This window comes from Emticicia sp. CRIBPO (genome assembly GCF_009905725.1).
Taxonomy (GTDB): Bacteria; Bacteroidota; Bacteroidia; order Cytophagales; family Spirosomataceae; genus Leadbetterella.
On sequence record NZ_JAAAKV010000016.1, the window covers coordinates 34,785 to 48,436 of the forward strand.

Here is a 13,652-nt window from a genome sequence, read left to right on the forward strand (position 1 = left end):
GCTAAGTTTATGGGAAGTGTGTTGGTAGCTTCCTTGGGGCGTGCGTCAGACCATAAAACAACTAATTATGAACATCTTATTCATTTCTGTTACAGAAACACAAGCAACGGCCTTTCTGTCATTTTGTACGGTCGCCTTTATTGTGGGCTTAATTCAGATATTTTACTTTAAGGGGGATATCATCAGGAAATTGATCTTATTAGCTTTGCTTTTGATTCCGGTTATTGGGGTATTTCTAATGAATTTGGTTTTGTTTTATGAGAAGAGGAGGGGATTAAAGGGTATTTAAGATGTATTTTTACTGAAAAGGTGCAGCGGGGGCTTGGACTTCGATATCTCTTCTTCTCTGTCTTACTTTTTTTTGGCGGAAAAAAAAGTAACAAAAAAAGCCGCAAAAATTCTAACTCGTAAATCTGAGAATTAGCTACTGAAAAGTTTGACGTTGGGAATTCTCAGCTTTACTCAGACAGAGAATTTTTAGTTTGGATGGTTCATTCGTTTCTATCCTTTTTCTCTGTCTTACTTTTTTTCGAAAAAAAAGTAACCGGGCGGCGTTCCGCAAAAAAACATTCAAAATTCTAATTCACAAATCCTAAAATTAAGTACTGAAAATCTTAACATTGGGAATTTTCGGCTTTGCTCAGACAGAGAATTTTTGGTTTGGATGGTTCATTTGTCTTTTATTCTTTTTCGTCGATTGATTTTATGCTTTCTTTGTGTCTTTCTGGCTATTCTTTTTTTATCGCCGATTGGCTTAATGTCTTCTTAATGAGCTTAATTCTTTAATGGTTTTGAGCTATAGAGAAGAGGTAATTTACTCAAAATCGTTCAGTATATTATCCTCCGGGGGGATGGTGCAGCAGGGGCGTGGGGGCGAGATTTGTGGAAATAAAACACAATGATTATGTCAAAACAAACACGTCAACTGAAAGTCTACAGCAAAGCTTTTCTTCATGCGACTTTGTATCACCGGAGGTATGTGCTGGTGCCGCAGATTATCCTGCAGGGGCAGTGGCTCCAGGAAATCGGCTTTTTGAAAGGGGGCACGGTCGATGTCGCTTTCGAGGAAGGGAGGATCGTGGTGACTCCCGCGGCAACGCCTCAATGATTCATCTACTCACCTAACGTAACGATAGTGCTGCTGTGTGCATCGCAGAAGCAAATAAGCCCGGGCCGAAACCCGGGCTTATATGGTTTACCGCTTCACATTCCTGCTCAACGGTATCTTTTATGGCATCCGCATCACGGGGGCGTTTACCTGGTATTCGGCAGGGGGCTCTGAGCCTGCGAGGTAACGGACGAAATAATCCCAGCGGCGACGCATCATGTAGGGCGAAAACTGCCCGAAACTGTGGGCACTGCCCGGAAACATGATGAGGTCAAAATCTTTATTGGCCTTGATGAGGGCGTCTACCACCAGCAGGGTGTTGTAAGGCGGCACGTTGTTGTCCATCATCCCGTGGGCGAGCATGAGCTTGCCCTTCAGGTTTTTGGCGTAGTTCTGGTTGGCCTGTGCCTCGTAGTCGGCGTTTTCGGCAAGGCCGTTGTAGCGTTCTCCCCAGTCGTCCTCATAGTTGCGGTTGTCGTGGTTGCCGGATTCTGATATGCCGACTTTATAGAAATCAGGATAACGGAACATGGCTGCTGCGGCGGCAAAACCTCCGCCTGAATGGCCCCAGACGCCGACTTTGTTGGTGTCTATCGGGAAGGTCTTAGCCAGCTGCCTGATGCCGGTGATCTGGTCAGGGAGGGTATTTTCGGCCATGTTGCCGTAGTTCATGTCATGGTAGCTCTTGGAGCGGTAGGGATTGCTGGTGCCTTCGATCAGCACGACGATAAAGCCCAGCTCTGCGAGGCCCTGGTGGTCGCTTCTGGCGGCGGCAAAGGACCAGTTGCGGACACTGCCGCCCTGTGGACCGGGATAGATGTAATTGACGACAGGGTATTTTTTGCCGGGTTCCATTTTAGAAGGGGTAAGCACGAGGCCGTAGATGTCGGTTTTGCCGTCGTGGGCTTTGAGCTTCACCGGGGCCGGGGCTTTCCAGCCTTTGGCCAGCAACCTGCTGATGTCGGTTTTCTCAAGCGGAGTGATGAGGTTACCGTTCATGTCGCGGTATTCCATCACAGGGGGTACATCGGGCTGTGAATAGGTATCGAGGAAATAGTTGCCTGAAGGGGCCAGGGTGATGGTATGGTTGCCTTCGGCGGGCGACAACAGGGTGAGGCCTTTGCCGTCAAAGCCGATCTTATAGAAATATCCGTAATAAGGCTGACCGGGCTCACGGCCGTGGCCCATGAAATAGAGGGTCCTGTTCTTTTCGTCGACTTTCAGCAGCCGGGCCACGAGCCAGTTGCCGGTGGTGATCTGGTTTTTCAGTTTACCTGTGGTGGCGTCATAGAGGTACATATGGCCCCAGTCGTCACGCTCAGAATACCAGAGGATTTCGTTGGAAGCGGCCAGGTAACGCCAGTTGATGGCTCCGCGGCCTGATTCGAACTGGGTCTTGACGGTTTCTTCAAAAACCTCTCTGACGGCCCCTGTGGTGGTGTTGGCAATGCGGAATTTCTCCTGCTTGTGGTCTCTGGAGGTAGAAAGGAAGGCCACCTCAGAGCCGTCGGCTTTCCAGTCGATATCGTCAAAAGTGCCGCTGCTGGCGATGTCGTCGCTCAAAGTGGCCCTGTGAGGGTCGGGGGCGATCTGCAGGGTGACGACTTTAGGATTTTCGACGTCGATGACGACCCGGTGAATCATGATGATTTCCTTGTCTCCGGGCAGCGGGTATTTCCAGGCTTTGAGCGTAGGCTTACCAACGTTAGTAGTCACGAGGTACATGTCGCTGGCGTTTCGCTGGTCTTGTTTAAAGGTAGCGATCTTCTTTGAATCCGGCGACCAACGCATGATGGGGCCGTCGCCTGATTTCCAGCCGGCGTTGTCGGTGGCATAGCCGAAGTCTTTGACGCCATCGGTGGTGAGCTGGGTCTGTTTGCCGGAGGCCACATCCTTCACCCAAAGGTTATGGTCTTTGAGGAAGGCCAGTTTTTTACCGTCGGGCGATAATATCTCCGCACTTCTGCGGCCTCTGGCGGGGGCGGCATTATCGGTTTCTCGGGCAGGGGTTTCAGGAGTGTTGTCTTCTGTCACCTGGCCGGACTTTAAATCATACTTCCACTTTTTGCCGGAAACAGGAAAGGTGACTGCTTTACCGTCTGCCGTGAAGCTGATGCTCTGAAACGGGAGTTTGTCGGCCGTGTAGGTTTTGCCGCTGGCTTTGGAGAGTGCCGCGGCGAGTTTCTGGTGATCAAAGGCCGGGGTCCGGGTTTTCTTTGCGGGGTCAACGAGGATAAACTCGGTGCCTTTGGCGTCAGAAACGGTGTACCAGAACCGGTCGTCAGCGAGCCAGTTGGGCCGGATGCTGCCGCGGTCAATGAACTGGTCGGTGTTGTAGACAAACTCCGAGGCCCGGTCGTAGTCTTTGGCCGTTAAAGTCTTAGCCTGCTGGGCAGAGGCAGTAAATGCCATCATCACAGCCGCCAGCAATGGTAAAGGTTTGTTCATGTAATGTTATCGTTTTTTTTAACAGGATGAAGAAATGATTTTAACACAATAATAATACTACAAAATAGCGGCAGTTCCAAACGTTATAAAGCGGGGATTTGCAGATAAGGGGCAAAATTCAGGGCGGGGTTTTGTAAACTCCGGAAATAATACAAACAGACCAGGCCGGCGGCAGAAGAAAGATGGTGTTTTTTGAGGGGATGTTCCAACCAAAACGGCCCTGAAATGCTCTATAAAGAAAAAATCAACCAAATTTACCTTATGAAAACTAGCTTTTATTTTACCTTTTTTGTTTTAGCCTTAGCGGTTTCGGGTTGTAAGACCGACGCCGTGGTGGACCCGGAAACGGATCCTCAGCGGACCTCGCCTGTCAACAACTATGCCGGGAGAGACAGTGTGTTTACGGGAGCCTACCTGGGCATCAGCATCGGAGAAGACGCCGCAAAAACGTATGACATCATCCAGTCGCTCCGCCCAAACAAAGGGGTGGATTATATCAATGTGGTGAGCAATTTTGTTCTGGATGTGACGAGCCTCCGCGGCAGGATTCCTTTGTACAGCTACCTTTTACTGGATGAATCCAGGGGCACAGATACGGGGGTGCAGATAACGCTGGAAAGCGGTAAAGTGAAGGTGATCTATCTGAACAGCGGCAAGAAACTGAACCAGTGGCCGACAGGAGCCAACAGCAAATCGTCTGTAAGGGTGGGTGATAAAGCAGAGGACCTTCAGGCCAAGTTGCTGACTATCAGCAGAACGGCCAAATATTCGAATAAATTTCAACGCATTTTCTTAATGACCAAAAACGTAGACAAGGCTTACGACCCGGGCATGGGGCTGTCGCCGCAATGGTATTTCGGCTATAAAACGGCCACGGGTATGGATGTGGTGAAGACGTTTTTCAAGAACGGCAAGGTGGATCATTTTGAGATTGAGCACTATAAGGACTTGTGAAATAAGGGGTTAAATTGTTTTACACGGAAGAGGGTATTTGCTGAATGGCGGATATCCTTTTTTTGTTGTTGGGGACAGGATTACGGATGTGCAGGATTTCGGATTGTCGCTCGAACTGACAAATTTCGGACAGGTCGAACGGAGGGTCAATATGTCTTAAAAACTATTTGCATTGATATTTCATCCCGCCGGGATGATTGAATCTTGAATCAGGCTATTTTACAGATATTTTGTCCCTCCGGGACATTTAAAGCAGCCAAAATTGATAATTAAATGTCAATTTATATTTTCCAATTTCGTAAAAAATGATACACATTGATGTGAGGCAAATTTAACTAAGCTTCTTTTGATCTTACTTGTCAAGTTTATAAATTAAAAAGAAATAATATCCAATATAAAAATTCTCTGTTTGAGCAAAGCTGAAAACTGCGTAATGTTATCTTCAAAAGGAAAAGTTTTCAGATTTGTGAGTTAGAATTTTTGCTGTTTTTTTTGTTACTTTTTTTTCAGCCAAAAAAAAGTAAAACCCTTTAGTAATTCATTTGCAAGGTAGATGATCAACCTTCTGGTATCTTGCTGATAAACAGAAATTTAAGCAAATACGTCAATGGTAGCGGATTCGAGAAGCGGGATGATGTCATAATTTTTAGCAGTAAGCTGCACTCCAACATACTAAACGTGAAGTAGCTGTTCTCGACAGCTACGCTGGCAAACTTCGAACTCCCGTTCTCATTTGGGCTCGAGCTGACAAATTGAAAAAGGAAGAACCAACAAGAACAGAAAGGACAAACCAACAAGAAGAAAAAGGCGAACCGACATGAGAAAAAGAGCTAACTACCAAAACGATTTACAATTTGTAAATTGTAAATCTGTCTCATTCTGTTAAAAGATCAGCCTTCTGCCCTACTCCGCAGGTATTCGGCGATGAGGGTGAATTTGTTCCTGGTGATTTCATCGAGGTTTTCGTCGGTGAGCATATATCCGGCCCAGCCGGGGGGTGTGCTGTGGTAGATTTTGTCTTTCAGGTCGAGCCGGGCTCCCGCTTCCACCAGCAGCCTTACGGCTTCGATTGAGCCCGAGAACACGGCCTGGTGCAGGGGCGTGGCGTGGTGATGGAATCCGCTTTGTGGTGAGGGGTATTCATTGGGGTCGACACCCATGCTGAGCAACAGGGATACCATGTCAGTGTTGCTATAAAAACCTGCGGTGGCAAGGGCCGCGGCCTGTTCTCCTTTGTCTGCCAGCGGTGTCATCCGGATGACGTCGTCTTTCCAGCCGAGTCCTACGGCGGTACTGAGGGTCAGCTCCCCTCCTCTCCTGATCAGGTGGGCGGCGGCTTCGGGGTTGCCATGGGCCAGTGCACCGGCACCTCCGCCCGGCACAGCCCCGGCGTCGATGAGGATATCAATCATCGCAATCTGGGTGCCGCATTCTTTCAATATACGCCCCGTGGACGCAAGCCCGAGGGTATAATTCAGCTGAAACTGGCAGGTATCGGGGGCCTGCTTTTTTACCTGCTCAATAAGAAAAGCGGTTACTTCGGTGACATTGGCAGGGGTTGCTTCTATCCTGATGGGGTTATCTGCCACAAACCAGAGCAGATACGGGTGCTGGAAATATCCGGGTTCGGGAGCATCAAGCCTGTCGGTAACGAGCCGGGGATGAAGCTCCACCAGTTCTTTCAATAAAGGAAGATTTCCCGAGTCGATGGCTTCCACGGCGGCAAGAAATACGGGGTCTTTGATGTCGGTGTTTTTCATCAGGCGTTCTTTTCTTCTATAAAGATATGCACGAGAAAGGAAAAAAGAAAAAGCCTGCCCGGCCTGGCAGTTATGTCGGACGGGGAAAAAGCCCGCCCGGCTTATGGGGAGGAAGAGAAAACGAGCTGATCACAAGAGGTTTGAAATTTTCATAGCTACTGAAACTAATAAAAATTCAACCCGGGTGTTATCCGCATAAAGCGTATTCTACAAGCACGTGCGACCCATTCAGGGTCGGAAATTCACCATGATGAACATTTTCTATAAACATGTGAATCCTTTGGATTCATTAGCAGTAAATTCATCTTCACATCCGACCGACCCCGAAGCGGGTCGAATGTTTATAGAAAAGTATGGGTTACAACGAGCTGCGACCCAAACAGGGTCGAATGTTCGCCGCGATAAATGCTTCATGTAAAGATGTGAATTCCCTTGGATTCATTCGCAGTAAATTCATTTTCACGTCCGACCGACCCAGAAGCGGGTCGTATGTTTATAGAAAAGTATGGGTTACAACGAGCTGCGACCCAAACAGGGTCGAATGTTCGCCGCGATAAATGCTTCATGTAAAGATGTGAATTCCCTTGGATTCATTCGCAGTAAATTCATTTTCACGTCCGACCGACCCCGAAGCGGGTCGTATGTTTATAGAAAAGTATGTATTACAACAATCTGCGACCCAAACAGGGTCGAATGTTCGCTGCGATAAATGTTTCATGTAAAGATGTGAATTCCTTAGATTCATTCGCAGAGATTTTTTCGGGTCAGCGGTATATCCATTGAGATTATACCTGTGCCAGGCAGCCTGGCCTTACGGGTGAGGCCGATGACGGCATCATCAATGTAGCCCATCAGTCCGAAATCGTTTGCGATGATCATGAGTTTACGGGCCATAGTCAGGTAAGCGTCAAAGAAGCTTAGCCTCAAAGTGTTATACCGGATTAAGTCAGGATGTCTTTTAAAAAACTGTAAGGCATTTTTATTGTCCAGTACGGGTATTTGTTTAAATTCGCTTTTAAAGGCCGGGAGGTGTTCCGGCTTTGTCTTAATTACATTACTCAGCCTGACCGTTATGCCTCAACCGAATACCAGATTGACCGGAAACCCGGGTTTAATAAGACTTTCTTTTGTTCTTCTGGGATGTTTCTGCCTGTTTGCAGGCTCAGAAGCACCCTCAGACACCAACTGGCCGGGTTATAACGGCGGGGATGATGCCAATCATTTTTCGGATCTGAGCCAGATCAATACCGGCAATGTAAGTCAGCTCAAGGTAGCCTGGGAGTATGCTTCCGGAGGTGCGGATACGGTGAAAAACACGACGCAGATGCAGTGTAATCCGGTCATTATTGATGGGGTGATGTACGGCGTTTCGGCGGGGTCGCAGGCGTTTGCGGTGGATGCCGCTACAGGTAAGGAAATCTGGAAAACAGACTTCAAAGACCAGACCTTCAGCATGACCAGCCGCGGCGTCACCTACTGGACGGATGGTAAAGTATCAAGGATTTTCTTTGCCTACGGAGCGTTTCTTTATGCCCTGGATGCCCGGACCGGTGAGCCGGTGACGACATTCGGTTCACAGGGTAAAATACACCTGATAGACGGCCTTCAACGACCGGGGGCGGATGAGTACGTGATTTCAAACACACCCGGTGTGATCTATAGAAACCTGCTGATCGTCGGCACGCGGGTTTCGGAAAGTGCCACGGCCCTGCTGGGCGATATCCGGGCTTATGATGTGCGGACAGGAAAGAAAATGTGGACTTTTCATACGATTCCCCGGCCGGGAGAATATGGCTATAACACCTGGGAGAAACAAAATTACCGGAACCTGGGCGGAGCCAACAACTGGATGGGGATGGCGATTGACCAGAAAAGAGGCATTGTGTATGCTCCGACAGGTTCGGCGGCCTTTGATTTTTATGGCGGCAACCGGAAGGGGGACAACCTGTTTGCGAACTGCCTGCTGGCCCTGGATGCCCGGACAGGCAAGCGACTGTGGCATTTCCAGACAGTGCATCACGACATCTGGGACCGGGACATCCCTGCACCGCCGAACCTGTTCACGATCGTGAAAGATGGCAGGAAAACAGATGTGGTGTCGGTGCTGAGCAAGCAGGGTTTTACTTTTGTGTTTGACCGGGTGAGCGGCAAACCTGTGTTTCCTATTGTAGAAAGGCCTTTTCCGGCCTCCACCATCCCGGGTGAAAAGGCCTCTCCTACCCAACCCATCCCGATGTTACCGGAACCGTTTACACGCCAGGGTTTTACGGCAGAGGATGTGAACAGCTTTGCCGAAAACCGGGACGCCCTGGTGGCTGAAGTAAAGAAGTCGGTCACAGGCACGCCTTTTACCCCGCTGGGGCATCAACGTACGGTGTTTTTTCCGGGCACAGACGGCGGGGCACAATGGGGCGGAGCAGCTGTGGATGAGAAAGGGATCATGTATGTTCCGGCCAAAGAAAACCCGGTGTACAGTTCACTGATAGAAGCTCCTAAAAAGGAAGAAAGTACGGTTTCGTCGGGCAAACAGTTGTATCTGCGGTATTGCGGTGCCTGCCACGGAGCGAACCGGGAGGGCAACGAAGACGGGACTTATCCGTCACTTCAAAAGGTCAAAGACAAATATGATGAAGCGGCCATGCTGCAGCTGCTGACCAAAGGCCGGGGGATGATGCCGGCATTTACGCAGCTTAAAGCCGCAGAGAGCAAGGCCATTGTTGCGTTTATTTCAGGCAGGAATACGAGTGTTCAGACAACCACCGGGAAGACCCTTTCACAATCTCCGTATCTGCATACCGGTTATAACCGCTGGTATGACAGCAAGGGCTACCCCATCAGCACGCCACCCTGGGGGACACTGACGGCCACCAACATCAACACCGGCAAACGCCTCTGGCAGATTCCCCTGGGTGAATACCCTGAACTGACGGCCAAAGGCATACCGCCGACCGGTACAGACAACTACGGCGGCCCGGCCGTGACGACAGGCGGGCTGATCTTCATCGCTGCCACCAAAGACCAGATGTTCAGGGCGATAGACCGTCAGACGGGCCGGATACTCTGGCAAACGGCCCTCCCGGCAGCAGGTTATGCCTCACCGAGTGTTTATTCGGTCCATGGCAAACAATATGTGGTGATTGCCTGCGGCGGCGGGAAATTAAAGACCAAGTCGGGGGACAGGTATGTGGCGTTTGGGCTGTGATAAAACGTACGTTCCGGTGCTGTCAGGTGGTCAGATATCAGTATATTTTGTACCGGAAGCAGCCGGGTCGTGATTCTCTTATTTTATCCATATCTTATACTATTTTATAAGTATTGATACAATTTGTGCAAATGTTTGCAGGTAAGTGTAAAACGCACTTTTGAAAGAAGGCAGGCAATTTCGCGGGAACGCTCAAGGATTTATAACTTTTCTGATAAATAAATTAATTTTATCAAGTCGAATAATTAAAATACTTTTGTATCAGGATAAAAGTATTATCGCTTTCCCCTGACCGGGAAAAGATGATAAGGAAATGAACACTCCCCCGGCCTCCGGGGTGAGTGTTTTTTTGTTAAAAGCCGGCATATTGATGATGTAAATACATTATTGGGAATTCGATATTTCTGCCGCAATATCGTCGCAGACAGGCGTTGCCTGCCACTTCCCTACTAATTCAATCCCAATCCAATCACTCACTCAATCATTCAATCATTCATTCATTTATTCCATCATTCTCCCTTACATTTGCCTTTTTCACCTCAATTTTTTATGGGCGTACTGCATTTCCGGTGGTTTGTCCGTTTGTATTATTTAACAAGCACTATGTAATTAATGATACCAATATGAATAGAAGAAGTTTATCAGCAGCCGGCCTTGTCCTGACGCTCATTTTAATTTTCCAATCCTGTAAGACGAACGACGTCGATTCAAAAACTCCTGTTGTTACGGCTATTAACTGTTCGGGTGTTACATTTTCAGCCACCGCCACCAGCGGGACTTCTTATACCGCCACTGCCAATGTGCCTTATACAGGTGGCAACGGCGTCACTTACGAAGCCGGAACAACCGTCGCTTCAATAGGTGTGACAGGTCTGACCGCCACCCTAGCTGCCGGAACACTGACCAGCGGAAACGGCGGTACAGCGGCTTTTACTATCGCAGGTACGCCAGCCTCTGCCGGAACAGCGAGTTTTCCCATTGAGCTGGGCGGACAATCCTGCACCCTGGATCTGACCGTAGTGGCCTCCACTGCCAGTATTTCGTCACTGACCAGTACAGCCACTCCGGCCGGAGGCACCAGCGGCTCGGCATATTCCGGTACGGTTACCTTAGCCTACACCGGCGGCAACGGTGGAAAATATGATGTTTCAACGGCTTCTTCAACAGGTGTGGAAGGTCTGACGGCCACTTTAGCGGCCGGGACTCTGAGCAACGGGGCTGGTAACCTGACCTATACCATTTCAGGCACGCCCACTTCCTCGGGGACAGCTACTTTTAACCTGAATTTCGGGGGACAAAGTTATACAATTGCGATCGCTGTAGCGGTGGGCACATCGGGAGCAGGCACAGCCAAAGATACCGTGGTGATCGCTTATTCAGGCACGAGTGCTTCGGTAAACAATGCTTTTGCGGGCGATGGAGTTATCGTTGCTGTCAGCGGGGCAGATGTGACGGTGACCTCTAAAAACACCACCAAAGAAATTGTGTACCTGTTGTCAGGCTCAGCCACGAAAGGCAGTTTCAAAATTTACAGTGAGTACAAATTCAATATTACGATGAAAGGCCTGACCCTGACAAACAGCTCCGGCCCTGCGATCAACATACAGTCGGGTAAAAAAGCGACCATCAATGTACTGGCCGGTACAACCAACAACCTGACAGACGGTGTCACTTACGCCACCAGCAGCGAGGATCAGAAAGGTACGTTCTTCAGTGAAGGACAACTCAGCTTTTTGGGCTCTGGTACCCTGAATGTGACCGGAAACAACAAACACGGGATTGTTTCTGACGATTATATTTATGTAAGTGAGTCCAATATTGTCGTTAAAGCGGCTGCGAAAGACGGGATCCATGCCAACGATTATTTTGCGATGGACAACGGAACACTTAACATTACCTCGTCTGGTGACGGCGTAGAAGCGGAAGAAGGCTACATCACCATCAACGGCGGCTCGGTGACGATCAACAGTGTAGACGACGGGCTTACGGCTACTTATGAAGGCACTGACGCTGCCATCACCCCATATGTTACCGTGAAAGGAGGTACCCTTAAAATAACCACTACAGGTGATAAAGGCAATGCCATCAAGAGTGAGAGTTATACCATGATAGGCACTTCTGAGGCAGTTACCCTGGCGGTCAGCGGAAAAGGAGCCAAAGGCATCAAAACATCCGGTGACTTTACCCTTACTGCGGGTACCGTTAAAATCACGGTGACGGGTGCGGCCTATTATGTGACAGCCGATGCGGATATTGCGGCTTCTGCCGGGATCAACTGCGATAAAAACCTGGCGATTAAAGGAGGCAACCTGACCATCACCAACACCGGGGCAGGTGGAAAAGGCATCACAGTAGACGGCACGGCGACCATCAGCGGAGCCACGACCAACATCACGGCTTCAGGTGCCAAATATACCTACACCAGTGCCATTACCAGCGAAGCCAAAGGTTTCAAAAGCGACGGGGCCTTCAGTATGACCAACGGCGACCTGAACATTGCGGCCACCGATGACGGCATCAAATCCGAGACCTCGGTAACCGTAAGCAACGGGAACATCAATATCACGAAATCGATAGAAGGTATAGAAGCACCGCTGATTACTTTTGCGGGAGGAGTGACCAACGTAACGGCATCAAACGACGGCATCAATGCCACCAAAGGTACGACCAACGGAGGCACGGAATCCAATGACGGCAGCCATCTGTATGTAACCGGAGGGGTATTGATTGTGTCGGGAAGTGATGCGATAGACAGCAACGGGAACTTCACCATCAGCGGTGGAACGACCATCATCTGCGGTCCGACCAATGCACCGGAAGAAGGCATCGACGTGAACGGTAACTTCCTGGTAAACGGCGGTATCCTGATTTCTGCAGGCTCCAACTCCAGTATGACCAAGGCCATGGGAACAGCCTCCACGCAGGTGTCGATGTACATCAAGTCAAGTGCCCAGCTGGCAAGCAGTTCGGTACTGCGGATTGAAAATGCCTCCGGCACCGAAATCGTCACATTTAAACCTAAAAACGGGGCCTATTTTTTCCATTTCTCTAATCCGGGCTTAGCCAGAAATACAGGCTATAAGATCTACTTCGGTGGTACTTACACAGGGGGAAGCTTTGTGGGAGGTTCATCAGGATGGGGGTTATACACAGGCGGTACTTATTCCAATTCGGGTGCAACGTTGAAAGCAAGTCCTACGACTTCAAACGCGACGACAGTTAACACGATAACCTTCTGATTTTGAGAAGGAGAACGGAGAACTGAAAAACGAACCAAGGCTGCCCGGAGTCATTGACTTCTACCCCTGGGAAATAAATTCTGAAACCGGCATGGGTGAGACTGTGCCGGTTTTTTTTGGCTTTTAGCGGTTAGCTATTAGCTTTATAAGAGAACAGTGTAGGACCAGCATTTGTGAAATACTCTGTTCGCGGATGGCAAACAAAGAACAGGAAAATTAAAATAAACCATCACAAATCAGCATTATTTTACGACTTTAAACAAATACCCCACCCCTTTCAGCGTCATGATTTCCACGCCGGGGTCTTGTCTGAAGTATTCCCTGAGGCGGGTGATGTAGACGTCGAGGTTACGGGAGTTGAAGAAGGAGTCGTCGCCCCAGACTTTCAGGAGGATGTCTTTGCGTAAGACTTTGAAATTGAGGTTTTCGGAGAGTATTTTGAGCAGTTCGGCCTCTCTGTAGGACAGCTTACGGATGGTTTCTCCGAAATGCAGCTCCTGTTGCTGTGGTAAAAAACGGTACTGACCCAAATCATAAGCCTCAGACATGAGCGGAGCCTGACCGGCCTTGCCGCCTACGAGCTGACGGAGGTTGTGGATCCTGACGATCAGTTCTTCCATGCTGAAGGGTTTCCTCAGGTAATCGTTACCGCCGGACTCAAATCCTTTCAATACATCTTCGGTCTGGGTTTTGGCCGTCAGGAAAAGGATGGGCATCTGCTGGTCGATGGCCCGGATCTCGCGGGCAAGTTCGAAGCCGTCTTTGTAAGGCAGCATCACATCCAGCACACAGACATCGGGCTGAAACTTACGGAACGCGGGCATTACCTCGCGGCCGTCAGACACCATACAAATCTCAAAATCACGGCTTTCCAGGCTCTCTTTGACGATCTTGCCCAGAAACACCTCGTCTTCCACATATAATAACCTGATCCTGCTCAT

General features: G+C 49.2%; 8 protein-coding genes. 4 read left to right on the forward strand and 4 right to left on the reverse strand.

Annotated elements, in window-relative coordinates; genetic code table 11:
• Window positions 1–904 precede the first annotated feature (904 nt).
• Window positions 905–1,108, forward strand: a complete 204-nt coding sequence (locus GVN16_RS24290) for a SymE family type I addiction module toxin (RefSeq protein ID WP_166566567.1) — start codon at window positions 905–907, stop codon at window positions 1,106–1,108.
• A gap of 120 nt (window positions 1,109–1,228) precedes the next feature.
• On the opposite strand, the gene GVN16_RS24295 is transcribed toward GVN16_RS24290, so the two are convergent.
• Window positions 1,229–3,556: a DPP IV N-terminal domain-containing protein gene (locus GVN16_RS24295; RefSeq protein WP_166566568.1), complete on the reverse strand. Its 2,328-nt coding sequence runs from the start codon at window positions 3,554–3,556 to the stop codon at window positions 1,229–1,231.
• A gap of 261 nt (window positions 3,557–3,817) precedes the next feature.
• Between GVN16_RS24295 and GVN16_RS24300 the strand changes: the two genes are divergently transcribed.
• Window positions 3,818–4,510: a hypothetical protein gene (locus GVN16_RS24300; protein WP_166566569.1), complete on the forward strand. Its 693-nt coding sequence runs from the start codon at window positions 3,818–3,820 to the stop codon at window positions 4,508–4,510.
• Window positions 4,511–5,400: 890 nt separating this feature from the next.
• Here GVN16_RS24300 and GVN16_RS24305 read toward each other — a convergent pair.
• Window positions 5,401–6,270, reverse strand: coding sequence for an ankyrin repeat domain-containing protein (locus GVN16_RS24305; RefSeq protein WP_166566570.1), 870 nt, complete (start codon window positions 6,268–6,270; stop codon window positions 5,401–5,403).
• A gap of 741 nt (window positions 6,271–7,011) precedes the next feature.
• On the reverse strand, window positions 7,012–7,197 hold the full coding sequence (locus GVN16_RS24310; RefSeq protein ID WP_166566571.1) for a hypothetical protein: 186 nt from the start codon (window positions 7,195–7,197) through the stop codon (window positions 7,012–7,014).
• Between the two features lie 145 nt (window positions 7,198–7,342).
• On the opposite strand from GVN16_RS24310, the gene GVN16_RS24315 reads away from it, so the two are divergent.
• Window positions 7,343–9,472 carry a PQQ-binding-like beta-propeller repeat protein gene (locus GVN16_RS24315; RefSeq protein ID WP_166566572.1) on the forward strand — a complete coding sequence of 710 codons (2,130 nt, stop codon included), beginning with the start codon at window positions 7,343–7,345 and terminating at the stop codon, window positions 9,470–9,472.
• Between the two features lie 623 nt (window positions 9,473–10,095).
• Window positions 10,096–12,711 carry a carbohydrate-binding domain-containing protein gene (locus GVN16_RS24320; RefSeq protein WP_166566573.1) on the forward strand — a complete coding sequence of 872 codons (2,616 nt, stop codon included), beginning with the start codon at window positions 10,096–10,098 and terminating at the stop codon, window positions 12,709–12,711.
• Between the two features lie 242 nt (window positions 12,712–12,953).
• On the opposite strand, the gene GVN16_RS24325 is transcribed toward GVN16_RS24320, so the two are convergent.
• The gene (locus tag GVN16_RS24325; RefSeq protein WP_166566574.1) at window positions 12,954–13,652 is read right to left on the reverse strand and encodes a response regulator transcription factor; all 699 of its coding nucleotides are present in this window, start codon (window positions 13,650–13,652) and stop codon (window positions 12,954–12,956) included.